This is a genomic window from Micromonospora sp. DT178, assembly GCF_049841695.1.
Classification (GTDB): Bacteria; Actinomycetota; Actinomycetes; order Mycobacteriales; family Micromonosporaceae; genus Micromonospora.
Genome location: NZ_JBNCKV010000001.1, coordinates 331,304 through 355,037, shown reverse-complemented (window position 1 = coordinate 355,037; position 23,734 = coordinate 331,304). Strand labels below are relative to the sequence as shown.

Here is a 23,734-nt window from a genome sequence, read left to right as displayed (position 1 = left end):
CGCACATCTGCACAATACTCTCACTATCGACAACCTTTGCAGCAGCACCTACGCACGCTGATTCCGCGCGAACCACTAGCCGGATCAGCATTAATATCGACGTGCGCAACAGCCAGTGGCACTTAGAGTATCTACAGGCAACTGCAGCGCATCGAATCACCCAAGGGGCAGGGGTGACGGTAGCGCTACCTGACACTGGCGTTGATCCACACCCCGATCTTGTCAGCAACATTCTCCCCGGAATCAACGTGGTCCCTGGCGAGAACGGCGACGGCAGACGAGATCGGAACGGCCATGGCACAGGAATGGCCGGCTTGATAGCGGCACACGGGAAAATCGATGGCGATGGCGCACTCGGCATCGCGCCCAAAGCTCAAATTCTGCCCATTGTCGATTCTCCGGCCAACGGCAACGGCGATCCAGAAATTTTGGCCCAAGGCGTCGAATACGCGATCGACAAGGGCGCGGATGTAATCAGCATCTCTAGCGGAGGAGGCACCAGCCCTCGGCTGACCCAGGCGGTGAAAAAAGCGCTGGTGTCTGATATCGCCGTAGTTGCAGGCGTCGGGAATCTTCCCTCTGACCAGAGAGTCGCATACCCAGCAAGGGAGCCCGGCGTCATCGCAGTCGGTGGCATAGATCGAGCCGGACATCATGCCACGATCTCAGTGTCAGGCCCCGAGGTTGACGTGGTCGCCCCCGCCGTCGACATCTACAGCACGAGTCGAGACGGGCGGTACCGCAAGGCAACGGGAACCTCCGGTGCCACGGCGATCGTCGCCGGGGCCGTCGCATTGATCAGATCGAAGTATCCGGACCTGCCTGCTTCCGAGGTGGCGCACCGGCTCACCGCCACAGCGATCGACAAGGGCCCTCCGGGACGGGACGACGAGTACGGCCACGGGGTCATCGATCTGGTGGCGGCGTTGACGGCTGACGTACCGCCGCTGGGGTTTGGTTCGGCGACGGCAAGCGCGCCTACCCAGACCACCTCGACCACGACGGCGGTAGCGGAGCCGGCGGGTGACGGGAACGGCGGGGCGACGGCCCGCGGCCTGGTCACCCTCGGCGTGATCGTGGCAGCCAGCGGCGCGTGGACGTTCATCGCCCGTCGGCGTCGTCGTGGCGACGACCCGCCGCCCCGCATCAGTCGCTGAGCACCGGACGACGGAGACGGGCGGACAAGGGTGGACACGTCCCACCCGAGACGTCGTCGTCCCGGTCAGCCGGTAACGTCGGCGACGTGCCGAAATCCATGCCGCCCCGCCTCGTGCTCGCCTCGGCGAGCCCTGCCCGCCGCAAGATTCTCCAGGCCGCCGGGATCGAACCGGAGGTGCTGGTCAGCGGCGTCGACGAGTCCCTCGTGGTCACGGAGCGGGCCGAGGAGCTCTGCCTGGAACTGGCCCGGATGAAGGCGCAGGCGGTACTCACCCGGCTGCGGCCGGCCGCCGACCAGCGGACGTTGGTGATCGGGTGCGACTCGGTGCTGGCCTTCGACGGGGAGATCCTCGGCAAGCCGGACGACGCGGCCGACGCCACCCGGCGCTGGGAGCGGATGCGCGGGCGCAGCGGCGTGCTGCACAGCGGGCACTGCCTGATCGACGTCGAGGCGGGGCGGCGGGCCGAGGCGGTCGCCTCCACCGTCGTGCACTTCGCCGACGTCGGCGACGACGAGATCGCCACGTACGTGGGTACGGGCGAGCCGCTGGCCGTGGCGGGTGCCTTCACGATCGACGGGCTGGGTGGGCCGTTCGTGGAGCGGATCGAGGGTGATCCGAGCACGGTCATCGGGCTGTCCCTGCCGATGCTGCGCCGCCTCCTCGCCGAGCTGGACCTGCGAATCACCGATTTGTGGACGAAGGTCGCGCCCGGCAACCAGACGGTCGAGTCGCTCGGCTAGCGTCCGTTCATGACCACCAAGTCGATCCCGCTCACGTCGGAGCTGCACGCCTACCTGGTCGGGCACGGTGCGCCGCCGGACGAGATCATGCGGGACCTGGCCGAGGAGACCCGCGCGGTCCTGCCGAACGACGCGCACATGCAGGTCGCACCGGAGCATGCCGCCTTCCTGACCTTCCTCACCCGGCTGCTCGGGGTACGGCAGGCCGTCGAGGTGGGTACGTTCACCGGCCTCTCGTCACTGGCGATCGCCCGGGGCCTGTCCGAGGGCGGGCGGCTGACCTGCTTCGACATCTCGGAGGAGTTCACCGCCATCGCCCGGCGATACTGGGAGCGCGCCGGTGTGGACGACCGGATCGAGCTGCGGATCGGCCCGGCCGGCGACACGCTGCGCGGGCTGCCCCACGAGCGCCACCTGGACTTCGCGTTCATCGACGCCGACAAGACCGGTTATCCGATCTACTGGGCGGAGCTGGTGCCCCGGATGCGTCCCGGCGGGGTGATCGCGGTCGACAACGTGCTGCGCGGCGGTCGGGTGATCGCCCCGCAGAACGCCGACGACCGGGCCATCGCGGCGTTCAACGACGAGGTGCTCGCCGACGTCCGGGTGGACGCGGTGATGCTCCCGATCGCCGACGGCCTCACCCTCGCCCGAGTGCACTGACCTGACCGGGCAGGACTCGCCTCGCGCGATCTTGGTAGGAAACGGCCCCTACAAGGGCCGTTTCCTACCAAGATCGCGGGGAACCCACTCGGCGGGCAGGCAGGGACCGTCTTCCAGCTAGGTGCCGGGGAAGGGCACCCGGCGGGCAGGCAGGGCCAGGTCCGTCAGTGCCTAGGCGTTCGTCGTCGCGGGGATGGTGGGGGCGGGCTCGCCGGCCGGGCGCAGGGCGCGGCCCAGGCGGGCGGCGAGCAGCGCAGCCCCCGCGATGAAGGCCGGCAGCAGCAGGAAGGCCAGGTGCGGTCCGACGCCGTCGGCCACCCAGCCGAGCGCGACCGGCGCGATCCCGAAGCCCACCCCCATCGAGTACGACGCATAGCCGGCCGCCCGGTCCGCGGCCGGCCCGGCGACGGCGAGCGCGATCGAGATCGCCAGCGGGTAGTGCAGGGCGTTGCCGAGGCCGAGGACGACCAGGCCGGTGACGGCGAGCCAGCCGACCGGCGCGATCCAGAACAGCGCGAACCCGGCCAGCGACACGCCCAACGCGGCCAGCAGCAGCGGCACGGGCCGGTACCGCAGGGCGAACCGGCCCCCGACGACCCGCCCCACGAACATGCCGCAGACGATCGCGGCGACGGCGGCCGAGGCGCCGCCGGCCGCCATCCCGGCGTGCGAGCGGAGCACGTCGGCCGTCCAGAGCGACAGGCAGACCTCGATCGAGCCGGTGACCGCCATCAGCACCCAGGCGATCCAGTACGCCGCCGGCAGGCGTCGGCCAGCCCCGTGGGCGCCGGCCACCGAGGCGACATCGCCCGGAGCCGAGGAGGCGAGAGCCCCGGAACCGGAAGCCGCCGGACCGGAGGCCAAAGAGCCGGTAGCCGAGGAGGCGAGAGCCGCGGAACCGGAAGCCGTGGAACCGGAGGCCGCGGAACCGGAGGCCGCGGAACCGGAGGCCGCGGAACCGGAGGCCGCGGAACCGGAGGCCAAAGAGCCGGAGGCCGAGGAGCCGGGAGGACCGCCGGGAGCCGGGGCGGTGAGAGGACCGCCGGGAGCCGCGGCAGCGGGGGCGGGTCGCGGCAGGCGTACGCGGAAGGTCACGGCGGCGAGCGCGACCAGGGCGATCAGGCCGACCTCGACGGCCATCGCCGGTCGCCAGCCCCACCCGGCGTCCACGCTGGCGCCGATGACCAGCGGGGCGAGGATGCCGGCGCCGGCGCAGACGGCGTTGGCCTCGGTCAGCGCCGCCGGGGCGCCGGCGCCGTGTCGGTCGGTGAGCACCACGGACACGCCGCTGATCACCAGCATGCCGAAGGTGGCGATCACGGCGACGGCGGTGATCGTGGCGGGCAGGGCGCGGACGAGGCCCAGGGCGGCGACGCCGGCCGCGACGCCTGCCAGCCCGATCCAGATCGCCCGGCCACGGCCGAGGCGGCGGGCCAGGGGTGCGAAGAGCGCCCCGCCGGCCAGCGCGCCGACGGCGATGCCGGTGCTGTGCAGGCCGGCGACGGCGGCTGAGGTGCCCTGTTCGTCGCGGAGCAGCGGCACGACCGGCCCGAAGCCGTAGAGGAAGAAGCCCCACAGCCCGAGCTGGGCGTAGGTCAGCCAGGTGAGCCGGTCACGGGTGAGGCGGGGCACCGGCCTCACGCTACAAGCGTCGGGCCGGCGCCCCGCCCCTGGTGAGAGGCAACTCTCCCCGCGTCAGGAAGGGGACCTGCGCTCAGCGGACGCTACGGGCGAACTGCCGGGCAGCCCAGAAGACGCCGGCGGCGGCGAGGATCGCGATGATGCCTAGCCCCTGCCAGACCTTGTCGTCGCCGAGTTCGCCGGCGAAGAGGGCCCGGGTGCCGTCGACCGCCCAGGAGAACGGGTTCCACTCGGCGATGCCCTGGAGCCAGCCCGGGGCGAAGGTCAGCGGCAGCAGGATGCCGGAGAGCAGCAGCACGGGCTGCGCCACGGTGTTCATCAGCGGGGCCAGCGCGTCCTCACTCTTGACCTTGAGCGCGATGCCGTAGGAGACGGCCGAGGTCATCAGCGCGATCAGGGCGAGCATGAGGTATGCCAGCAGCAGGTCGACGAGGGAGACGCGCAGGTCGAACAGGAGCGCGAGCAGGGTGATGATGACCGCCTGCACGATGAGCGACACCACGTCGCGCAGCGAGCGGCCGAGCAGCAGGGCGAGGCGGCTGACCGGGGTGACCCGGGAGCGTTCGATGACTCCGGCGCGCAGCTCGGCGATCAGGCCGAAGCCCTGGAACAGGCCGCCGAAGATGGCCAGCAGCACCAGCAGGCCGGGTACGAAGATCTTGTAGGCCTCCGCCTGCGTGGGCGCGTTCAGCGCCGGCTTGAGCAGCGGGGCGAAGAGCAGCAGGTACATCACCGGCTGGAAGACGCCGACGAAGACCCAGACGGGGTTGCGCAGCAGCAGTTGGAGCTGGCGCTGGAAGATCAGCCAGGTGTCACGGGCGAGTTTCATGAGGGCTCTCCGGTCGGGTCAGGACTCGCGCAGCGAGCGGCCGGTCTTGGTGAGGAAGACGTCGTCGAGGCTGGGCCGGTGCAGCTCGATGGAGTTGAGCCCGAGGCCGGCGGTGTCGACGCGGCGCAGGATCTGCGGGATGGCGGTGGCGCCCTCGTCGACGTAGAGCCGCAGCCCGCCCTCCTCGACGGTCTCCAGCTTGTTGACGTACGGCTCGCCGTCGAGCAGTTGCGCGGCCTGCGGGGTGGCCGCCGCGTCGAGCCCGACCAGCACGACGTCGCCGGAGATCTCGCGCTTCAGCTCCGTCGGGGTGCCCTCCGCGACCACCTCGCCGTGATCCATGATCGCGATCCGGTCGCAGAGCGCGTCGGCCTCCTCCAGGTAGTGGGTGGTGATGAAGACGGTCATGCCGTCGCCCCGCAGCCGGCGGATCTCGTCCCACATGTGCGCCCGGCTCTGCGGGTCGAGGCCGGTGGTCGGCTCGTCCAGGAAGACGATGCTCGGCTCGTGGATGATGCCGAGGGCGATCTCCACCCGCCGGCGCTGACCGCCGGAGTAGGTCTTGCACTTGCGGTCGGCGTACTCGGTGAGCTGGAAGGCGTCGAGGGCGCGGGCGGCCCGCCGGTGCGCGTCGGCCTTGCCGATGCCGTACATCCGGGCGTGCAGGACGAGTTCCTCCCGGGCGGTGGACTCGTCCCAGGTGCTGCCGCCCTGGGCGACGTAGCCGATGCGGCGGCGCACCTCGGCCGGGTCCTTGCGCAGGTCGGCCCCGGCGACGGTGGCCTCGCCGCCGTCCGGCTCGATGAGCGTGGCCAGCATCCGCAGGGTGGTGGTCTTGCCGGCGCCGTTGGGGCCGAGGAAACCGAAGATCTCCCCCTCGGCGACCTTCAGGTCGACGCCGCGCACCGCGTCGACGGTCTTCGTCTGGCGACCCTCTCGGGAGCGGAACGACTTCCGCAACCCTCTGGTCTCGATCATCTCTGCTCCTGGTCGTCCGGGCCGGTGCCACCGGCCACCTGTCTGTCCCTCGGAGACGACGCCGGACGGCATGCTCCCCCGTGGCGTCCCGGGCAGGCTAACGCGATATAGCTCTTATGGTCAACGTTGATTATTCGCCTTCCGTCGGCCGGGGCGGCAGCCGTTCCTCCCAGCCCTGCCATCCCTCCGCCCGCTCCAGCCCCTCGGGCAGGTACGACACCCCCGACTCGATCCGTTCCGCGATCCGCTCGCACCAGGAGATCTCCGCCTCGGCCCGGGCCGTCCAGAGCTCGAACATCCACCCCACGTGCACCGGCTTGGTCGAACGCATCCAGTCAGAACTCAACGACGTACGCATCCACTCGACACCGGCGCGCAGCAGGTTCGCCCGGTTGCGCAGGGCGGCCGCCGCCTCGTCGCGCGGCATCGCGGGCAGGAAGGAGAACGCCGCCGCGAACGGATCCGGCGGCTCGTGCAGCTGCCACCACAGGCCCCGCAGCAGCGACTCGAACTCCTCCTCGCCCTTCGGCGTGACCTCGTACGTGGTGCGGGCCGGACGGGCGCCCACCTGCTCGGTGGCCACCTCACGCAGCAGCCCTTCCTGGGTCAGCTTGCGCAGGGCGTGGTAGATCGACCCGGGCTGCACGTTCGCCCACCTGTCGGCGCTCCAACTGAGCAGCTCGCGGCGTACGTCGTAGCCGTGCACGGGCTGCATCCAGCGCACCAGGCCGAGGATCATCATTCGCGTGGCAGACACCCGGTGAGCGTAATAAGCAAATTTGACTAGGGCGCGGCGAACAGTGCGGCATCCCACACTGAGCGATCGTTAGGGCCGCCACGGTGGCCGATACACTCCCGGTCAGTGACCCTCCGGGAGGAGCCAGCAGCGTGCGCAAGGTACTCATCGCCAACCGCGGCGAGATCGCCGTCCGCGTCATCCGCGCCTGTCGCGACGCCGGTCTGGGCAGCGTCGCCGTCTACGCGGACTCCGACCGGGACGCCCTGCACGCCACGCTGGCCGACGAGGCGTACGCCCTCGGCGGGGACACCGCCACCGAGACGTACCTGCGCATCGACAAGCTGCTGGAGGTCGCCGCGAAGGCCGACGCCGACGCGGTCCACCCCGGCTACGGCTTCCTCGCCGAGAACGCCGACTTCGCCCAGGCCGTCATCGACGCCGGGCTGACCTGGATCGGCCCCACCCCGCAGGCGATCCGGGACCTCGGCGACAAGGTCACCGCCCGGCACATCGCCCAGCGCGCCGGCGCGCCCCTGGTGCCCGGCACCCCCGACCCGGTCGGCGGCCCCGACGAGGTGTTGGCGTTCGCCGTCGACCACGGCCTGCCGGTCGCCATCAAGGCCGCCTTCGGCGGCGGCGGGCGCGGGCTCAAGGTGGCCCGCACCATGGAGGAGATCCCGCACCTGTTCGAGTCGGCCACCCGCGAGGCGGTCGCCGCGTTCGGCCGGGGCGAGTGCTTCGTCGAGCGCTACCTGGACCAGCCGCGCCACGTCGAGGCGCAGGTGCTGGCCGACCGGCACGGCAACGTGATCGTGGTCGGCACCCGGGACTGCTCGCTCCAGCGCCGGCACCAGAAGCTGGTCGAGGAGGCTCCCGCGCCGTTCCTCACCGACGCGCAGCGGGCCCAGATCCACGACAGCGCCAAGGCCATCTGCCGGGAGGCGGGCTACCACGGCGCCGGCACGGTGGAATACCTGGTCGGCGCCGACGGCACCATCTCCTTCCTGGAGGTCAACACCCGCCTCCAGGTCGAGCACCCGGTCACCGAGGAGACCGCCGGCATCGACCTGGTCCGCGAGCAGTTCCGCATCGCCGACGGCGAGAAGCTGCGGTTCACCGAGGACCCGACGCCGCGCGGGCACTCCATCGAGTTCCGGATCAACGGCGAGGACCCGGGCCGCAACTTCCTGCCCGCCCCCGGCACGGTCACCGCGCTGCGGCTGCCCACCGGCCCCGGCGTCCGGGTCGACACCGGCATCTCCGCCGGCGACGTGATCGGCGGCAACTTCGACTCGCTGCTGGCCAAGGTGATCGTCACCGGCGAGACGCGTACCGAGGCGCTGGAGCGGGCCCGCCGCGCCCTGGACGAGATGGTCGTCGAGGGCATGGCCACCGCGCTGCCGTTCCACCGGCTGGTGGTCCGGGACGAGGCGTTCACCGCCGAGCCGTTCACCGTGCACACCCGGTGGATCGAGACCGGGTTCGACAACACCGTCCCGCCGTTCACCGCCGCCGCCGGCCCCGCCGAGGCGCCGGCCGACCGCGAGACCGTCGTGGTCGAGGTCGGCGGCAAGCGGCTGGAGGTCAGCCTCCCCGCCGGCCTCGGCGGGGGTACGGCCACCGCCGCGCCCGCCGCGCGCAAGCCGGCCCGTCGCGGCGGCGGGGCCAAGGCCGGCGTCGCGGTCAGCGGCGACGCGCTCACCTCCCCGATGCAGGGCACCATCGTCAAGATCGCGGTGGCCGACGGCGACACCGTGGCCGAGGGTGACCTGGTCGTGGTGCTGGAGGCGATGAAGATGGAGCAGCCGCTGCACGCCCACAAGGCGGGCACGGTCAGCGGCCTCGCGGCCGAGGTCGGCGCCGTCATCACCGCCGGCGCGGCGATCTGCACCATCGCCTGACCCGCGCCCCGGGCACGCGGCCCCCGGCCTCGGCGCGGCACAAGGCGGACCCGCCTCGGCGCGGCTCAGGGCCGGCCCCGGCCTCGGCGCAACCCTGGGCCGGCCCGGCCCCCGGCGCGGCCCCGGGCCGGCCCCCGACCTCAGCGCGGCTTGAGGTGCGTAGTCAGCGCAGCTCGGCGCCGGCCACCGCCCGGACGGCGGTCGTCAACGCGTCCAGGGTGGTGGAGTCCACCCGCCAGTGCTGCCAGTACAACGGGCGGTCCAGGTGGCGGCCGGCACCGAGGTCGACGCAGCGTCCGGCGGCGATGTCGGCGTGGGCGATCCGTTCCGGGACCATCCCCCAGCCGAGCCCGAGCCGTACCGCCTCGTTGAAGCCGTCGAAGGACGGGACGTAGTGGATCGGCGGGTCGAGCCGGCGCCGGGTGACGGTGCGGGCGAAGCGCTGCTGGAGCTGGTCCTTGCGGTCGAACGCCAGCATCGGCGCCGACGCGAGGGCGGCCTCGGTGAGACCGTCGGGGAAGTGGCGGGATGCGAACCCGGTCTCGGCCAGGGCGACGTACCGCATGGCGCCCAGCCGCTCCACCCGGCAGCCCTGCACGGCCTCGCGCTGCGCGGTCACGGCCGCCATCGCCGTGCCGTCGCGGATCAGCTCCGCCGTGTGGTCCTCGTCGTCCCGGCGTACGTCGAACAGCAGCGCCAGCTCGGTGGGCAGTCGCGCCAGCGCGCCGACGAACCAGGTGCCCAGCGAGTCCCCGTTCGCCACGACCGTCACCCGGGTGGGTGCGGACCCGCCGACGGCGGGCCGGGCGGCGGCCAGCGCCTCCCGCTCCAGCAGGGCCACCTGCCCGGCGAGCCGCAGCAGCGGCCGACCCGCGTCGGTGGCCCGGCACGGCTTCGTCCGCCGGACGAGCACCTGACCGACGGACTGCTCCAGCGCCTTGAGCCGCTGGCTGACGGCCGAGGGGGTGACGTGCAGGGACCGCGCCGCCGCCTCGAAGCTGCCCTCGCGGACCACCGCGGCGAAGGTCCGGAGCTGCGTGGTGTCGAGCATGATGAAGCAAAGCTTATCCACCGTGAGAATCTTTAGCTGGGCTGCATCGGGCGGGGCTCGTAGCCTCGGCTCGTGCCCGACATCCTCAGCAGTTCCGTGGCCGGCTCCGCCGCCGCCGGCTTCTCCCTCGCCATCGCGCTGATCGCCGCCATCGGCGCGCAGAACGCCTTCGTCCTGCGGCAGGGCCTGCGCCGCGAGCACGTCCTGCCGGTCGTCGCCGTCTGCGCCGCGTCCGACGCGCTGCTCATCGCGCTCGGCATCGCCGGCATGGGCGGCGCGACGGCGGAGCACCCCGCCGCCCTCACCGCCGTGCGGTGGCTCGGCGCCGCGTTCCTGCTCGGGTACGCCGCGCTGGCCGCCCGCCGCGCGCTGCGCCCCGGCGCGCTCTCCCCCGCCGACCGGCCGCCGGCCACGCTCGGGGCGACGCTGCTGGCCTGCCTCGCGTTCACCTACCTCAACCCGCACGTGTACCTCGACACCGTCCTCCTGCTCGGCGGGGTGGCCCGCCAGCACCCGCACCACTGGGTCTTCGGCGCGGGCGCCGTGCTGGCCAGCGCGGTCTGGTTCACGGCCCTCGGCGCCGCCGCCCACCGGCTCGCGCCCGTGCTGGCCCGCCCGGCGGCCTGGCGGATCATCGACGGCACGGTGGCCGTCGTGATGGTGGCGGTCGCGGCCGCCCTGCTGCTCGACTGACGGCGCCGACCTGCCGGTCGGGGTGTTTTCGGCTACCACCGGGGGCGCGGACGCCGGCGGGCGGGAATGATGGCGACGTGCGGTTCCTTCACGGCGCGGTCCCCGCGCACGACCTGACCTACAACGACGTCTTCATGGCGCCCGTCCGTTCCGAGGTGGGTTCCCGGCTCGACGTCGACCTGGCCACCACCGACGGCACCGGCACCACCATCCCGCTGGTCGTGTCGAACATGACGGCGGTGTCCGGCCGCCGGATGGCCGAGACGGTCGCCCGGCGCGGCGCGATCGCGGTCATCCCGCAGGACATCCCCATCGAGGTGGTGGCGAACGTCGTCGCCTGGGTCAAGCAGCGGCACCTGGTGCACGACACGGCGATCACGCTGGGCCCGACCGACACCGTCGGCGACGCGATCCACCTGCTGCCGAAGCGGTCGCACGGCGCCGTGGTGGTCATCGACGAGGAGAGCCGGCCGGTGGGCGTGGTCACCGAGGCCGACACGGTCAGCGTGGACCGCTTCGCCCAGCTCCGGCACGTGATGTCGACGGAGCTGCACACCGTGCCGGCGGACGCGGACCCGCGTACCGGCTTCGAGCGGCTCTCGGCGGGGCGGCGCCGGCTGGCCCCGGTGGTCGACGCCGAGGGGCGCCTGGTCGGGGTGCTGACCCGGCAGGGCGCGCTGCGGGCGACCCTCTACCGGCCGGCACTGGACGACCGGGGCCGGCTGCGGATCGCCGCCGCCGTGGGCATCAACGGCGACGTGACCGGCAAGGCGGCGGCGCTGCTGGAGGCCGGGGTGGACACGCTGGTGGTGGACACCGCGCACGGCCACCAGGAACGGATGATCACCGCCCTGCGGGCGGTCCGCGCGCTGGACCCGGCGGTCCCGGTCGCGGCGGGCAACGTGGTGACCGCCGAGGGCGTACGCGACCTCGTGCGGGCGGGCGCCGACATCGTCAAGGTCGGCGTCGGCCCCGGCGCGATGTGCACCACCCGGATGATGACCGGGGTGGGCCGGCCGCAGTTCTCCGCCGTGCTCGACTGCGCCGCGGCGGCCCGGCAGCTCGGCCGGCACGTCTGGGCCGACGGCGGCGTGCGGCACCCGCGCGACGTGGCGCTGGCGCTGGCCGCCGGAGCCTCGAACGTGATGATCGGCTCCTGGTTCGCCGGCACCTACGAGTCCCCCGGCGACCTCTACACCGACGCCGACGGCCGGCGTTACAAGGAGAGCTTCGGCATGGCCTCGGCGCGGGCCGTCAGCGCGCGGACGGCCGACGACAGCGCGTACGACCGGGCCCGCAAGGCGGTCTTCGAGGAGGGCATCTCCTCGGCGCGGATGTACCTGGACCCGACCCGGCCGGGCGTGGAGGACCTGATCGACGAGATCATCGCGGGCGTGCGGAGCGCCTTCACCTACGCGGGCGCGCGGGACCTCGCGGAGTTCCACGAGCGGGCCCTGGTCGGCGTGCAGAGCGCGGCCGGCTACACCGAGGGGATGCCGCTGCCCACCAGCTGGTGACACCGCCGGCCGGCTGGCGGCCCCAAGCGCCGCCGCCGGCTCGCGCGGCCTTCCTGGTCTTCCCCGGCCTGGTGCCCAGCGGCGGGGATTCGTCAGGGCTTCGGGAAGAGGCGGTGGATCACCTCGCGGGCCGCCGCCCGGGGGTCGTCGCCGACCCGGGGCGGCAGCGCGCCCGAGAGCCAGAGCGTGGCGAAGCCGTGCACGATGGACCAGGCCGCGAGCGCGTCGCCCTGCGGGTCCTCCGCCGTCGGGCGTCGCTCGGGCAGCGCGGCGACGCCCGCGTGCAGCGCCTCCCCGGCGCGCTGGCGGGCCGCCACAAGCTCCTCCGCGTCGGGCCGGTAGAGGTCCGGACGGAACATCACCTCGAAGTGCGCGCGGTGGCCGACCGCGAAGTCGACGTACGCGACGCCCCGGTCGAGCAGGTCGCCGCCGGCGCCGTACAGCGCCTCGGCCAGCAGGTGGAAGCCCTCGGCGGCGAGGGCGGTGAGCAGCCCGGACTTGTCGCCGAAGTGGTGCGCCGGGGCGGCGTGCGAGACGCCCGCCCGGCGGGCCAGGTCGCGCAGGCTCAGTGCCGCCGGGCCCGACTCCTCGATCACCTGCACCGCCGCCGCGAGCAGGGCGCGACGCAGGTCGCCGTGGTGGTAGCCGCGCGTTCCACTCATGCCGTCATCGTATCTAGCCGTTGACAAGATGACACCTCCGGGGCAATCTTGTCGGCGACAAGTTGCTACCGAGGAGGTACCGATGGCTCCCCTGATCGCACTCGTGGCCGGCGCCGCGCTCGCCCGACTGGCCGGACTGGTCGGCGTGGCCGCCCTCGACGGCTGGCACCCGGCGCTGCGGGTGGGCCTGGCGCTGATGTTCGTGGTGACCGGCGTCGCGCACTTCGCCCCCGCCTACCGGGCCGACATGATCGCGATGGTGCCGCCCGGCCTGCCCCGACCCGACCTGCTGGTCACGATCACCGGGGTGCTGGAACTGGTGGGCGCCGCCGGGTTGCTGGTGCCGGCGACCGCCCGCTGGGCCGCGGCCGGGCTGGCCCTGCTGATGCTGGCCATGTTCCCGGCGAACGTCTCGGCGGTCCGGCGCGGGCTGACCCTGGCCGGCCGCCCGGCGACCCCCCTCGGCCCGCGTACGGCGGAGCAGATCCTCTTCGTCGGAGTGGCGGCCGCTATTTCGTTTGGGGCCTGACGTTCAGGCCGCTAATCTATCGGCCATGGAACTGATGACGCTACGGGACGTGCCCATAGCGCGACTGCTCGTGGTCGCCGGGCACGTCACCGGACAGCGGTGGAACCGCTACCTGGCCGAGGCGCACGGCCTCACCCAGGCGGGGATGGTCACCCTGATGACCCTCGCCGAGCACGGCGAACTGCCGCACCGCACGGTGGCCGAGCACTGTTTCGTCCGGCCGGCCACCCTGACCGGCATCGTCGACACCCTCGAACGCGACGGCCTCGTCGAGCGGCAGCGCGACGAGGCCGACCGGCGCAGCGTCAAGATCGCGATCACGCCGGCCGGCCGGGCCCGGATCGACGCGCTGACCGCCATGATCCGCTCCGGGCACCCGTTGACCTCGGTCGACGCCGACCCGGCGAAGGCGGCGGTGATCCGCGAGTTCCTCCTCGAAGTCATCGGCAACGGCGACCAGGGCACCCCGGAAGGGGGCCCGGCATGCTGACCCGGCTGCTGCGTACGCACCTTCGCCCGTACCACCGGCCGCTGGCCGCCGTGGTGCTGCTCCAGTTCGTCGGCACCATGGCGTCGCTCTACCTGCCCAGCCTCAACGCCGACATCATCGACCTCGGCGTGGCCCGGGGCGACACCGGCTACATCCTGCGCACCGGCGGCTGGATGCTCGCGGTCAGCCTGGTCCAGATCGTCTGCTCCGTCGCGGCCGTCTACCTCGGCGCGCGCACGGCGATGGCCTTCGGCCGGGACGTCCGGTCGTCGATCTTCGGGCACGTCAACCGCTTCTCCGCCCGCGAGGTCGCCCGGTTCGGCGCGCCCTCGCTGATCACCCGCAACACCAACGACGTGCAGCAGGTGCAGATGCTCGTGCTGATGAGCTGCACGATGCTCGTCGCCGTACCCATCATGAGCGTCGGCGGCGTGGTGATGGCGCTGCGCGAGGACGTCGGGCTCTCCTGGCTGATGCTCGTCAGCGTGCCCGTGCTGGCCGTCGCCCTGTGGCTGATCATCCGGCGGATGGTGCCGGGCTTCCGGCTCATGCAGACCCGCATCGACACGGTCAACCGGGTGCTGCGCGAGCAGATCACCGGCATCCGGGTGGTGCGCGCGTTCGTCCGGGAGCCGTACGAGACGGATCGCTTCGCCACGGCGAACGCCGACCTCACCGCGACCGCCCTGCGCATCGGCCGCCTGATGGCGTTGATCTTCCCGGTGGTGATGCTGGTGCTCAACGTCTCCAGCGTCGCGGTGCTCTGGTTCGGCGCCGAGCGGGTGGACGCCGGGGCGATCCAGGTCGGCGCCCTCACCGCCTTCCTCCAGTACCTGATGCAGATCCTGATGGCCGTCATGATGGCCACCTTCATGCTGATGATGGTGCCGCGGGCGGCGGTCTGCGCCGAACGGATCGTCGAGGTGCTCGACACCGACTCCTCCGTGGTGCCCGCCGCCCACCCCGTGACCGAGGTGACCGCCCACGGCGAGCTGGAACTGCGCGACGTCGCGTTCCAGTACCCGGGCGCGGCCGAGCCGGTGCTGCGCAACGTGTCGTTCCGGGTGACGCCGGGGACGACGACGGCGGTCATCGGCAGCACCGGAGCGGGCAAGACCACCCTGCTGTCGCTCGTGCCCCGGCTGGTCGACGCGACCGCCGGCGCGGTGCTGGTCGACGGCGTCGACGTGCGGGACCTGGCGCCGGACGAGCTGTGGCGCCGCATCGGTCTGGTGCCGCAGCGGCCGTACCTGTTCACCGGGACCGTGGCGAGCAACCTGCGCTACGGCAACCCGGACGCGACCGACGCGGAACTCTGGGAGGCGCTGGAGATCGCCCAGGCGCGGGACTTCGTCGAGGCGATGCCCGAGGGGCTGGAGGCGCCGATCGCGCAGGGCGGCACGAACGTCTCGGGCGGGCAACGGCAGCGGCTGGCCATCGCGCGGGCCCTGGTCCGGCGGCCGGAGATCTACCTCTTCGACGACTCGTTCTCCGCGCTCGACCTCGGCACGGACGCGCGGCTGCGGGCGGCGCTGCGCCCCGTCACCGCGGACGCCGCCGTGGTGATCGTGGCGCAGCGGGTCTCCACCATCGTCGGCGCCGACCAGATCGTCGTGCTCGAGAACGGGGGCGTGGTCGGGATCGGCCGGCACGACGAACTACTACTCACCTGCCCGACGTACGCCGAGATCGTGGCGTCGCAGAACACCACGGGGGTGGTCGCGTGAGCGAGCGGAGCGAGCGAACCATCAGGCACGGCGGCGCGGCGCCTCGCGCCGTCGCCGAGCGGAGCGAGGTGGCGCAGTGAGCACCGTACCGCAGCAGAAGCCGGCCGCCGACGCGGCGACGCCGACGCGGCTGCCGCCCGGCGGGCAGCGCGGCGGTCCGCACGCGGGCGTCGGGATGCCCGCCGAGCGGTCGATGAACTTCGGGCCCTCGGCCCGGCGGCTGCTGGGCCGGCTGCGCCCGCAGCGCCTCCAGCTCATCGCCGTGATCGCGCTGGCGGTGCTCAGCGTCGGGCTCAGCGTGGTCGGGCCGAAGGTGCTCGGCTGGGCCACCGACCTGATCTTCACCGGGGTGATCGGCCGGCAGTTGCCGGCGGGCACCACCGCCGACCAGGCGGTGGCCGCGGCGCGGGCGGCCGGCAACGACAACTTCGCCGACATGCTCGCCCGGATGGACGTGGTGCCCGGCGTGGGCATCGACTTCGCCGCGCTGGCGCGGGTGCTGCTGCTGGCGCTCGGGCTCTACCTGGCGGCCAGCCTGCTGATGTGGTGGCAGGGTTGGCTGCTCAACGGGGTGGTGCAGCGCACCGTGCTGCGGCTGCGCGCCGAGGTGGAGGAGAAGCTGAACCGGCTGCCGCTGCCCTACTTCGACCGGCAGCCCCGGGGCGAGCTGCTCAGCCGGGTCACCAACGACATCGACAACATCTCGACGAGCCTCCAGCAGACGCTGAGCCAGCTGCTCACCTCGCTGCTCACCGTGGTCGGCGTGCTCGCCATGATGTTCTGGATCTCGCCGCTGCTCGCCCTGGTGGCCCTGGTCGCGGTCCCGGTCTCGGTGGTCGTCACCACCGCCATCGCCAAGCGGTCGCAGCGGCAGTTCATCGCCCAGTGGGCGCACACCGGCGAGCTGAACGGGCAGATCGAGGAGGCGTTCACCGGCCACGAGCTGGTCAAGGTCTTCGGCCGGCAGCGCGAGGTCGAGGCGGCCTTCACCGCGAAGAACGACGAGCTGTTCCGGGCGAGCTTCGGCGCCCAGTTCATCAGCGGGATCATCATGCCGGCGATGATGTTCGTCGGGAACCTCAGCTACGTGGCGATCGCCGTGGTCGGTGGCCTGCGGGTGGCGTCGGGGTCGATGAGCCTCGGCGACGTGCAGGCGTTCATCCAGTACTCGCGGCAGTTCACCCAGCCGCTCACGCAGGTCGCCTCGATGGCGAACCTGCTCCAGTCCGGGGTGGCCTCCGCCGAGCGGGTCTTCGCCGTGCTCGACGCCGAGGAGCAGAGCCCCGACCCGGCCGAGCCGGCCCGGGTACGCGACCCGCACGGCCGGGTCGAGTTCGAGAACGTCTCCTTCCGGTACTCCCCCGACAAGCCGCTGATCGAGGACCTCTCCCTGGTCGCCGAGCCCGGCCACACGGTCGCCATCGTCGGGCCGACCGGGGCCGGCAAGACCACGCTGGTCAACCTGGTCATGCGCTTCTACGAGCTGGACGCCGGCCGGATCACGCTCGACGGGGTGGACGTCACCACGATGCGCCGCGACGACCTGCGCGGCCGCATCGGCATGGTGCTCCAGGAGACCTGGCTCTTCGGGGGCACCATCCGCGACAACATCGCATACGGCCGCCCCGGGGCGACCGAGGAGGAGATCCTGGCCGCGGCCCGGGCGACGTTCGTGGACCGGTTCGTACGCAGCCTGCCAGACGGCTACGACACGGTGATCGACGAGGAGGGCAGCAACGTCAGCGCCGGCGAGAAGCAGCTCATCACGATCGCCCGGGCCTTCCTCGCCGAGCCGTCGCTGCTGATCCTGGACGAGGCCACCAGCTCGGTGGACACCCGCACCGAGGTGCTGCTCCAGCGGGCGATGGCGGCGCTGCGGTCGGACCGGACGAGCTTCGTCATCGCGCACCGGCTCTCCACCATCCGCGACGCCGACCTGATCCTGATGATGGAGGACGGCCGGATCGTGGAGCAGGGCACGCACGACGAACTGCTCGCCGCGCGGGGCGCGTACCACCGCCTGTACCGGTCGCAGTTCACCGCCGCCCTCCAGCCCGACCCCGAGGCCGCCCCCGGGCCCGACCTGCGGCCCGACCCCGAGCCCGCGCCGCTCGAAGGGTCGTCCCGGTGACGGGGCGGCCCCCGGCGGCGACGGGCGGGCGGTCGACGGGGTCGGGGCCGGGCGAGGGCTCAGCGGGTCGGCAGCAGGGCCGGGCCGCGGTCGGCCACCACCGCGCCGATCAGCCGGAGGGCGTCGGCGGCGGGCATCGGGGCCAGGGCCCGGCCGCCGCGCAACCGCAGCGACACCGCGCCTTCGGCCGCCTCGCGGGGGCCGACGACGGCGGCGTACGGGACCCGGGCGCGGGCCGCGTCGCGGATGCGGGAGCCCAGCGAACCGGCCCCGTCGACCTCGACGCGCAGCCCGGCGGCCAGCGCGTCGCGGGCGAGCCGGGCCGCCGCCCCGGCCTGCTCGTCCCCGACGGGCAGCACCACCAGCTGCACCGGGGCGTACCAGGCGGGGAAGGCGCCCTCGTGCACCTCGATCAGGTACGCGAAGAGCCGCTCCATGCTGCCCACGAGGCTCCGGTGCACCATCACCGGTCGACGCCGCGCCCCGGACGCGTCGGTGTACGACAGGTCGAACCGCTCCGGCTTGTCGAAGTCGAGCTGGACGGTGGAGAGGGTGAACTCGCGGCCGGCGGCGTCCACCACCTGGATGTCGATCTTCGGGCCGTAGAAGGCGGCCTCCCCCGGGGCCTCGGTGAACTCCACCCCGTCGAGCGCGGCGCGGAGCAGCTCCTCCGCCCGCGCCCACTGGGCGTCGTCCCCGACGTACTTCTCCCCGGGCCCGCGCAGCGACAGCCGGAACCCCGCCGGCCGTACGCCGAGCGCCGCGTGCGCCTCGCGGATCAGCCGGAGGATCTCGACGACCTCCTCGCCCACCTGTTCCAGGGCACAGAAGTTGTGCGCGTCGTTGAGCGAGATGGCCCGCACCCGGGACAGCCCGCCGAGCACTCCCGAGCGCTCGGCGCGGTACATGCCGCCCAGCTCGGCGATCCGCAGCGGCAGCTCCCGGTAGGAGCGGCCCCGGGCCCGGAACACCAGGGCGTGGTGCGGGCAGAGCGCCGGGCGCAGCACGAATTCGTCGTCGGCGCCGAGCGCCATCGGCGGGAACATGTCCTCGGCGAAGTAGCCGAGGTGGCCGGAGAGCTCGAAGAGTTCCCGTTTGCCCAGCGGCGGGGTGAGCACGTGCCGGTAGCCGGCCCGGCGTTCCAGCTCGCGGACGTACTCCTCGACGGCGTGCCGGGCGGCGGCGCCGGCCGGCAGCCAGAGCGGCAGCCCGGCGCCGGCCAGGGGGTCGGAAGCGAACAGCTCCAGCTCCCGGCCGAGCCTGCGGTGGTCGATCATGTCGCGCTCCTTGATCGGGTACGACCCGGAGGCGACCCGGTCACCGGACGCCACGAGGCCCCGGGGCGGATCGCCCCGGGGCCTCGTCGACGGTCAGGTCAGTACGGCGCGCCGGGGTCTCCCGGCGTCGTGGTGGATACCGCACTGCGCATGGGGCGACGGTACGTCCCCGGTCGCGGGGACCGCAGCCGGTTTTTCCGGGCGATCGGGCACCCGGACGGCGGGGGCGGGAGCACGGGTCGGCACGCCGCGCGGCACGGGGGCGGGCCGCCGGCACGGGACCTGCCGGCGGCCCGCGGCGGCCGCACCGTCAGGAACGGGGGACCCGACGGTCGTGGGGCCGCGCGCCGACAACGGTACGCCGGGCCGTCCCGATCCGCCGACCCTCGACGCTGCGCCGACGCGTCACCTGCGGCGGTGTCCGCTCGTTGTGTCCGGTGGCCCTGTCGTGTCGGTGGTCACCACGCGGCAGGGCCCTGCCCCGTGACGCCGGCCGACCCGTCAGGCTCGGTACCCGCAATCGGCCCCGTCCGGCGAGGTGGCAGTCGTGCCCGAACTACTCACTGAGGTCGCATCGCCGGCCTGGGCGTACCTCGCACTGCTCGCGCTGCTGGTCGCGGACGCCTTCGTCCCCGTGATCCCGACCCAGGTCGTGATGATCACCGGGGGCGCCCTGACCGTGTACGGCGGGCTGAACCTGCCGGTGACCATCGCCGTCGGCGCGCTCGGCGTCTTCGTCGGGGACCTGGCCTGCTACCTGCTCGGGCGGGGCGCGCCGGACCGCCGGGCGCCGCGCGACGCCCACCGGGGCCGGGCCCGGCGCGTCGCCAGCCGGGTCACCCAGGGGCTGCGCCGGCCCGGGCCGCTCGTGATCCTGCTCTGCCGCTTCGTGCCGGGCGGCCGGATGGCGGCCTGCTTCTCGGCCGGCCGCAGCCGGTACCCGTACCGGCTGTTCCTGCTCTACGAGGGCCTGGCGGCGCTGGGCTGGGCCACGTACGGCGGGCTGGTCGGGCACCTCGGCGGGACGGCGCTCACCGAGTCCGCGTGGCGGCTGGCGCTGATCGCGGGGGTCGCCGCTGCCGGCTTCGCGGCGGCGGGCTGGGCCATGACCGCCGTCGGGGCCCGGCGGGCGGCCGAGTCGGTCGCGGTGCCGATCGTCGTCCCGGCGCGGCGGGACGCGCCCGGGGCGGAGTGACCGGCCGCGCCGGCGCCGCCTAGGGGTGGTCCCGGGGACCGATCTCGGTGGGCGGCCCGGATCCGCCTGGGGTTCCTGCCGGGACAGGCTGGGCCATGCGCGGAACCCGGAACAGTGGACTGCTGGCGCTCGGCGGGATCGCCCTGGCGACGCTGCTCGCCGTGGTCGGCCACGTCGAGGTGAACGAGAACCTGGACCCGTGGACGCTGACCGTCAGCGACTACGCCGTCTCCGACCGGGGCGGCGTCATCGACGTCGCCATGCTGGTGCTCGCGGCGGCCACCGCCGTGCTCCTGCCCGCCCTGTGGCGCGTCCACCGGCCGCCCGCCACCGGACCGGGACGGGCTGCCGAGGCGTTCCTGGCCGCCTGGATCGGCGGGCTGCTGCTGGCCGCGGTGGTGCCGACGAACGAGCCCGGCCTGCCCATGGACACCGCCGCCTACGTCCACCGGTACGCCTCGGTGGTCGCCTTCCTGGCGCTGCCGGTCGCCGGCTGGCTGCTCGCCCGACGCCTGCCGGAGGCCGCCGGCCGCCGGGTACGCGCTCTCGCCACGGCCAGCGTGGTCCTGGCGGCGGCGATGGTCTGGTCGGCCTACCCCGGCGACCGGCTGCTGCTCGGCCTGGTCGAGCGCCTGCTGATCCTCACCGAGGTCGCCGTGCTCGTCGTCGTCGCGGTCACCCTGCTCCGGCGGGTCACTCCAGCTCGTGCAGCATGAGCTGGCGGGCGGCCTCGGTGATGGAGCCGGAGAGGCTCGGGTAGATCGTGATCGTCTGGGCCAGCTCGTTGACCGTGAGGTTGTTCTCCACCGCCATGGTGATCGGCAGGATCAGCTCGCTCGCCTTCGGCGCCACCACCACGCCGCCGATCACCTGCCCGCTGGCCGGGCGGCAGAAGAGCTTGACGAAGCCGTCGGCGAGGTCGTCCATCTTGGCGCGGGCGTTGCCGTCCAGCGGCAGCATGACCTGCCGGGCTGGCACCTTGCCGGCGTCGACCTCGTCCTGCGAGACGCCCACGGTGGCCAGCTCCGGGTCGGTGAACACGTTCGCCGCGACGGTACGCAGCCGCAGCGGCCGGACCGCCTCGCCGAGCGCGTGCCACATCGCGATCCGGCCCTGCATGGCGGCCACGCTGGCCAGCGGCAGCACCCCGGTGCAGTCGCCGGCCGCGTAGATGCCGGGCACGTTGGTCCGGGAGACCCGGTCGACGGTGACGTAGCCGCCCCGGGCCAGCGCGACGCCGTACTCGGCCAGGCCCAGGTCGGCGGTGTTGGGGATGGAGCCGACCGCGATCAGCGCGTGCGAGCCGGCCACCCTGCGGCCGTCGGAGAGCTCGACCTCCACCCCGTCGGCGGTACGCCGGACCGCGTCCGCCCGGGAGTTGTTCAGGATGCTCATGCCCCGGTTGCGGAAGACCCGCTCGATGGCCATGGCCGCGTCGGCGTCCTCGTGCGGCATCACCCGGTCGCGGCTGGAGACCAGGGTCACCTGCACGCCCATCGCCAGGTAGGCGCTGGCGAACTCCGCACCGGTGACGCCGGAGCCGACCACGATCAGGTGCTCGGGCAGCTCCGGCAGGTCGTACACCTGGCGCCAGGTCAGGATGCGCTCGCCGTCCGGGACGGCGGTGGGCAGCTGGCGCGGGGTGGCGCCGGTGGCGACCAGCACGGTCGACGCGGCGATGGACTGCTCCCCGCCGCCGTCGGTCGGGGTGACGAGCACCCGGTGGGTGTGGCCGAGGGTGTCCTCGCCGAGCCGGGCGGTGCCCGACACGAAGGTCACCCCGGCCTTGACCAGCTTGGCGTGGATGTCGGCGGACTGGGCGAGCGCGAGGCGCTTGACCCGCTCGTGCACCGTGCGGGCGTCGACCGTGACCGCCTCCAGCCCGTCGGAGTGCACCCCGAACTCCTCGGTGTCCCGGTAGCCGGTCACCACCTCGGAGCTGGCGATGAAGGTCTTCGACGGTACGCAGTCGGACAGCACGCAGGCCCCGCCGGCGCCCTCGGCCTCCACGACGGTGACATCAGCGTCCAGCTGCGCGGCGACCAGGGCCGCCTCGTAGCCGGCCGGTCCACCGCCGATGATCACGATCCGGCTCACAGGGCCATCCTTTCGTTCGCGGCTGCGGGGCTCCGCTCCGCTGCACCTCTCGCGCTCACCGTGCCCGCCCCCGACCAATGCTCACAGTGACTTTCTTCTCCCGAACGCGTCCGACACGCTCCGTCGTATTCTCCCCCACCCCGCGGGCGGGCTATCGTCATCGCCGTGCGTCATCACGCCGCCTACGGCTCTAACCTCGACCCCGCCCGCATGCGTGCCTACTGTCCGCATTCGCCGATGGTGGGCACCGGCTGGCTGGAAGGCTGGCGGCTCACCTTCGCGGGCGAGAACGTGATCGGCTGGGAGGGTGCGGTCAGCACGGTCGTCGAGTCCCCCGGCGACCGGGTCTTCGTGGCGATCTACGACATCCACCCCTACGACGCCGCCCAGCTCGACGAGCTCGAGGGGGTGACCGCCGGCACGTACCGCAAGCTGCACGTGCGCGTCTCGACCCTCGACGGCGACGTGACCGCGTGGATCTACGTCTTCGACGGGTACGAGGGCGGGCTGCCCACGGCGTGGTACCTCTCGGAGATCGCGAACGCCGCCGAGAAGGCGGGCGCACCGGACGACTACGTCACCGAGCTGCGGTCCCGCCCCACCGGCACCGCGTCGGCCTAGCCCGTACCGTCGGCCCAGCGCGTATCCCACGGCCCCAGTCTGCTCCGGCACCGGGCGGGGCCCCCATCCGGCCCCGCCCGGCGTCGTCAATCACACATCGGCGGCCGGCACGACCCGCTCGTACATGTCGGCCCAGCGCCCCTCGCGCAGCCCCACCGACCGGTAGAGCGAGAGCGGGGCGGTGGGGTTGGCCAGGTCGACCCCGAGGCCGACGGACTCCCGGCCCTTCTCCACGTACCGGGCGAACGCGTGGCTCAGCAGCGCCGCGCCCACCCCCCGGCGCCGGTGGCCGGGCAGCACGGCGAGGCCCTTGACCCACCCCTCGTTCCGGTCGAGCGCCTGGTTGGACGAGCGGAGCACGCCCGCCGGCCGGCCGTCCACCTCGGCGACGAACCACTCGTCCCAGGCCGGGTCGGCCTCGAACCGGGCCCGCCACCGGTCGTAGGGCAGCGGCTCGTAGTCGGGGGTGTCGCGGAAGGCGGTGTCGTAGATCCGGTGGAAGTCGCGCAGCTCCGACTCGTCGCCCGGACGCACCGGCCGGACCGTCACCCCCGGCGGCGGTGGCGGGGGCTGGCCGGGCAGTCCGGCCAGCGACCGGCGCATGAGCTGGTACCGCTTGACGACCTTGAACCCCGCGTCGGTCAACTCGGCAGCCCACCGGCGCTCGGGCGGGCACGCGGGGCAGCGCACGGTCAGGGCCGGCAGGCCGCGCTCGGCGGCCCGCTCGGCCACCCGGTCCAGCTGCCGGGCCAGCAGCGGCCCCAGCAGCTCGACGCCCCGGTCCGGGTCGACGAACACGTCGACGAACTCCCGCCCCGTCCCGGTCTCGTTCTGCAGGATCGCCCAGGCCACCAGCACGCCGTCCGGATCGGTCACCACCCAGGAGTCCCGCTGCGGGTCGACGTTCGGCGCGGTCAGCGCGTCGCGCACGTCGTCGGCGGCGAAGTCGGGGTAGCCGATGGCGAAGGTGTCGGCGGCGTGCACCACCGTCAGGATCGCCGGTACGTCGTCCAGGGTGGGGCGGCGGGCGTGCCAGCCGGCGGGAAGAGTCACGGAGGCGATCCTGACAGGCGGGCCGGCGGGCCGCCGCCGA

22 protein-coding genes are annotated in these 23,734 nt (G+C 73.3%); 13 read left to right on the top strand and 9 right to left on the bottom strand.

Annotated elements, in window-relative coordinates:
- Positions 1-95: 95 nt before the first annotated feature.
- The 3 genes from mycP (at position 96) to ACLQ22_RS01720 (ending at position 2,563) form a co-directional block, all read left to right on the top strand.
- Entirely contained in the window at positions 96-1,157 is a 1,062-nt protein-coding gene (gene mycP / locus ACLQ22_RS01730; RefSeq protein WP_425691061.1) for a type VII secretion-associated serine protease mycosin, read from the top strand.
- A gap of 98 nt (positions 1,158-1,255) precedes the next feature.
- Positions 1,256-1,900, top strand: coding sequence for a Maf family protein (locus ACLQ22_RS01725; protein ID WP_425691060.1), 645 nt, complete (start codon positions 1,256-1,258; stop codon positions 1,898-1,900).
- A gap of 9 nt (positions 1,901-1,909) precedes the next feature.
- Positions 1,910-2,563, top strand: a complete 654-nt coding sequence (locus ACLQ22_RS01720; protein WP_425690737.1) for an O-methyltransferase — start codon at positions 1,910-1,912, stop codon at positions 2,561-2,563.
- 171 nt (positions 2,564-2,734) lie between these two features.
- Here the strand turns inward: ACLQ22_RS01720 and ACLQ22_RS01715 are convergent, their stop codons facing one another.
- From ACLQ22_RS01715 to ACLQ22_RS01700, 4 genes are all read right to left on the bottom strand, one after another.
- The gene (locus ACLQ22_RS01715) at positions 2,735-4,195 is read right to left on the bottom strand and encodes an MFS transporter (RefSeq protein WP_425690736.1); all 1,461 of its coding nucleotides are present in this window, start codon (positions 4,193-4,195) and stop codon (positions 2,735-2,737) included.
- 82 nt (positions 4,196-4,277) lie between these two features.
- Positions 4,278-5,033, bottom strand: a complete 756-nt coding sequence (locus ACLQ22_RS01710) for an ABC transporter permease (protein ID WP_334605359.1) — start codon at positions 5,031-5,033, stop codon at positions 4,278-4,280.
- Positions 5,034-5,051: 18 nt separating this feature from the next.
- Positions 5,052-6,011, bottom strand: coding sequence for an ATP-binding cassette domain-containing protein (locus tag ACLQ22_RS01705; protein WP_121396619.1), 960 nt, complete (start codon positions 6,009-6,011; stop codon positions 5,052-5,054).
- 130 nt (positions 6,012-6,141) lie between these two features.
- A complete protein-coding gene (locus tag ACLQ22_RS01700; protein WP_425691059.1) occupies positions 6,142-6,753 on the bottom strand; it encodes a PadR family transcriptional regulator in 612 nt (203 codons plus the stop codon).
- 146 nt (positions 6,754-6,899) lie between these two features.
- Between ACLQ22_RS01700 and ACLQ22_RS01695 the strand changes: the two genes are divergently transcribed.
- Positions 6,900-8,651: an acetyl/propionyl/methylcrotonyl-CoA carboxylase subunit alpha gene (locus ACLQ22_RS01695; RefSeq protein ID WP_425690735.1), complete on the top strand. Its 1,752-nt coding sequence runs from the start codon at positions 6,900-6,902 to the stop codon at positions 8,649-8,651.
- Positions 8,652-8,814: 163 nt separating this feature from the next.
- On the opposite strand, the gene ACLQ22_RS01690 is transcribed toward ACLQ22_RS01695, so the two are convergent.
- Positions 8,815-9,702 carry a LysR family transcriptional regulator ArgP gene (locus tag ACLQ22_RS01690; protein WP_425691058.1) on the bottom strand — a complete coding sequence of 296 codons (888 nt, stop codon included), beginning with the start codon at positions 9,700-9,702 and terminating at the stop codon, positions 8,815-8,817.
- Positions 9,703-9,798: 96 nt separating this feature from the next.
- Between ACLQ22_RS01690 and ACLQ22_RS01685 the strand changes: the two genes are divergently transcribed.
- Positions 9,799-10,395, top strand: a complete 597-nt coding sequence (locus ACLQ22_RS01685) for a LysE/ArgO family amino acid transporter (RefSeq protein ID WP_425691057.1) — start codon at positions 9,799-9,801, stop codon at positions 10,393-10,395.
- A gap of 77 nt (positions 10,396-10,472) precedes the next feature.
- Positions 10,473-11,912: a GuaB1 family IMP dehydrogenase-related protein gene (locus tag ACLQ22_RS01680; protein ID WP_425690734.1), complete on the top strand. Its 1,440-nt coding sequence runs from the start codon at positions 10,473-10,475 to the stop codon at positions 11,910-11,912.
- A 92-nt stretch (positions 11,913-12,004) separates the two neighbouring features.
- On the opposite strand, the gene ACLQ22_RS01675 is transcribed toward ACLQ22_RS01680, so the two are convergent.
- Positions 12,005-12,574, bottom strand: coding sequence for a TetR/AcrR family transcriptional regulator (locus tag ACLQ22_RS01675; RefSeq protein ID WP_425690733.1), 570 nt, complete (start codon positions 12,572-12,574; stop codon positions 12,005-12,007).
- Between the two features lie 82 nt (positions 12,575-12,656).
- On the opposite strand from ACLQ22_RS01675, the gene ACLQ22_RS01670 reads away from it, so the two are divergent.
- The 4 genes from ACLQ22_RS01670 (at position 12,657) to ACLQ22_RS01655 (ending at position 17,451) form a co-directional block, all read left to right on the top strand.
- On the top strand, positions 12,657-13,103 hold the full coding sequence (locus ACLQ22_RS01670) for a DoxX family protein (protein ID WP_425690732.1): 447 nt from the start codon (positions 12,657-12,659) through the stop codon (positions 13,101-13,103).
- A gap of 25 nt (positions 13,104-13,128) precedes the next feature.
- Positions 13,129-13,593, top strand: coding sequence for a MarR family winged helix-turn-helix transcriptional regulator (locus ACLQ22_RS01665; RefSeq protein WP_121396628.1), 465 nt, complete (start codon positions 13,129-13,131; stop codon positions 13,591-13,593).
- Positions 13,587-15,320 (top strand): ABC transporter ATP-binding protein, encoded by a 1,734-nt coding sequence (locus ACLQ22_RS01660; protein WP_425690731.1) that lies wholly within the window; start codon positions 13,587-13,589, stop codon positions 15,318-15,320. Before ACLQ22_RS01665 ends, ACLQ22_RS01660 begins: the two co-directional genes overlap by 7 nt.
- Positions 15,321-15,495: 175 nt before the next feature.
- Positions 15,496-17,451 (top strand): ABC transporter ATP-binding protein, encoded by a 1,956-nt coding sequence (locus ACLQ22_RS01655; RefSeq protein WP_425691056.1) that lies wholly within the window; start codon positions 15,496-15,498, stop codon positions 17,449-17,451.
- A gap of 59 nt (positions 17,452-17,510) precedes the next feature.
- Here the strand turns inward: ACLQ22_RS01655 and thrS are convergent, their stop codons facing one another.
- A complete protein-coding gene (gene thrS / locus ACLQ22_RS01650) occupies positions 17,511-18,728 on the bottom strand; it encodes a threonine--tRNA ligase (RefSeq protein ID WP_425690730.1) in 1,218 nt (405 codons plus the stop codon).
- Positions 18,729-19,275: 547 nt separating this feature from the next.
- Here thrS and ACLQ22_RS01645 point away from each other — a divergent pair.
- On the top strand, positions 19,276-19,923 hold the full coding sequence (locus tag ACLQ22_RS01645) for a DedA family protein (protein ID WP_121396630.1): 648 nt from the start codon (positions 19,276-19,278) through the stop codon (positions 19,921-19,923).
- A 95-nt stretch (positions 19,924-20,018) separates the two neighbouring features.
- Entirely contained in the window at positions 20,019-20,639 is a 621-nt protein-coding gene (locus tag ACLQ22_RS01640) for a DUF998 domain-containing protein (RefSeq protein ID WP_425690729.1), read from the top strand.
- On the opposite strand, the gene ACLQ22_RS01635 is transcribed toward ACLQ22_RS01640, so the two are convergent.
- Positions 20,617-22,020 (bottom strand): NAD(P)H-quinone dehydrogenase, encoded by a 1,404-nt coding sequence (locus ACLQ22_RS01635; protein WP_121396632.1) that lies wholly within the window; start codon positions 22,018-22,020, stop codon positions 20,617-20,619. The genes ACLQ22_RS01640 and ACLQ22_RS01635 overlap by 23 nt on opposite strands.
- A 165-nt stretch (positions 22,021-22,185) precedes the next feature.
- Between ACLQ22_RS01635 and ACLQ22_RS01630 the strand changes: the two genes are divergently transcribed.
- Positions 22,186-22,641, top strand: a complete 456-nt coding sequence (locus tag ACLQ22_RS01630; protein WP_121396633.1) for a gamma-glutamylcyclotransferase — start codon at positions 22,186-22,188, stop codon at positions 22,639-22,641.
- A 90-nt stretch (positions 22,642-22,731) separates the two neighbouring features.
- Here the strand turns inward: ACLQ22_RS01630 and ACLQ22_RS01625 are convergent, their stop codons facing one another.
- Positions 22,732-23,694 (bottom strand): GNAT family N-acetyltransferase, encoded by a 963-nt coding sequence (locus tag ACLQ22_RS01625; RefSeq protein ID WP_425690728.1) that lies wholly within the window; start codon positions 23,692-23,694, stop codon positions 22,732-22,734.
- Positions 23,695-23,734 lie beyond the last annotated feature (40 nt).

What these genes read in the sequence shown, in the direction of transcription:
- ACLQ22_RS01700 (WP_425691059.1), bottom strand. Translation starts at nt 6,753, where the DNA reads ATGATGATCCTCGGCCTGGTGCGCTGGATGCAGCCCGTGCACGGCTAC.
- ACLQ22_RS01655 (WP_425691056.1), top strand. Translation starts at nt 15,496, where the DNA reads ATGCCCGCCGAGCGGTCGATGAACTTCGGGCCCTCGGCCCGGCGGCTG.
- ACLQ22_RS01640 (WP_425690729.1), top strand. Translation starts at nt 20,019, where the DNA reads ATGCGCGGAACCCGGAACAGTGGACTGCTGGCGCTCGGCGGGATCGCC.
- ACLQ22_RS01710 (WP_334605359.1), bottom strand. Translation starts at nt 5,033, where the DNA reads ATGAAACTCGCCCGTGACACCTGGCTGATCTTCCAGCGCCAGCTCCAA.
- thrS (WP_425690730.1), bottom strand. Translation starts at nt 18,728, where the DNA reads ATGATCGACCACCGCAGGCTCGGCCGGGAGCTGGAGCTGTTCGCTTCC.
- ACLQ22_RS01670 (WP_425690732.1), top strand. Translation starts at nt 12,657, where the DNA reads ATGGCTCCCCTGATCGCACTCGTGGCCGGCGCCGCGCTCGCCCGACTG.
- ACLQ22_RS01720 (WP_425690737.1), top strand. Translation starts at nt 1,910, where the DNA reads ATGACCACCAAGTCGATCCCGCTCACGTCGGAGCTGCACGCCTACCTG.
- ACLQ22_RS01660 (WP_425690731.1), top strand. Translation starts at nt 13,587, where the DNA reads ATGCTGACCCGGCTGCTGCGTACGCACCTTCGCCCGTACCACCGGCCG.
- ACLQ22_RS01665 (WP_121396628.1), top strand. Translation starts at nt 13,129, where the DNA reads ATGGAACTGATGACGCTACGGGACGTGCCCATAGCGCGACTGCTCGTG.
- ACLQ22_RS01690 (WP_425691058.1), bottom strand. Translation starts at nt 9,702, where the DNA reads ATGCTCGACACCACGCAGCTCCGGACCTTCGCCGCGGTGGTCCGCGAG.
- ACLQ22_RS01675 (WP_425690733.1), bottom strand. Translation starts at nt 12,574, where the DNA reads ATGAGTGGAACGCGCGGCTACCACCACGGCGACCTGCGTCGCGCCCTG.
- ACLQ22_RS01725 (WP_425691060.1), top strand. Translation starts at nt 1,256, where the DNA reads ATGCCGCCCCGCCTCGTGCTCGCCTCGGCGAGCCCTGCCCGCCGCAAG.
- ACLQ22_RS01705 (WP_121396619.1), bottom strand. Translation starts at nt 6,011, where the DNA reads ATGATCGAGACCAGAGGGTTGCGGAAGTCGTTCCGCTCCCGAGAGGGT.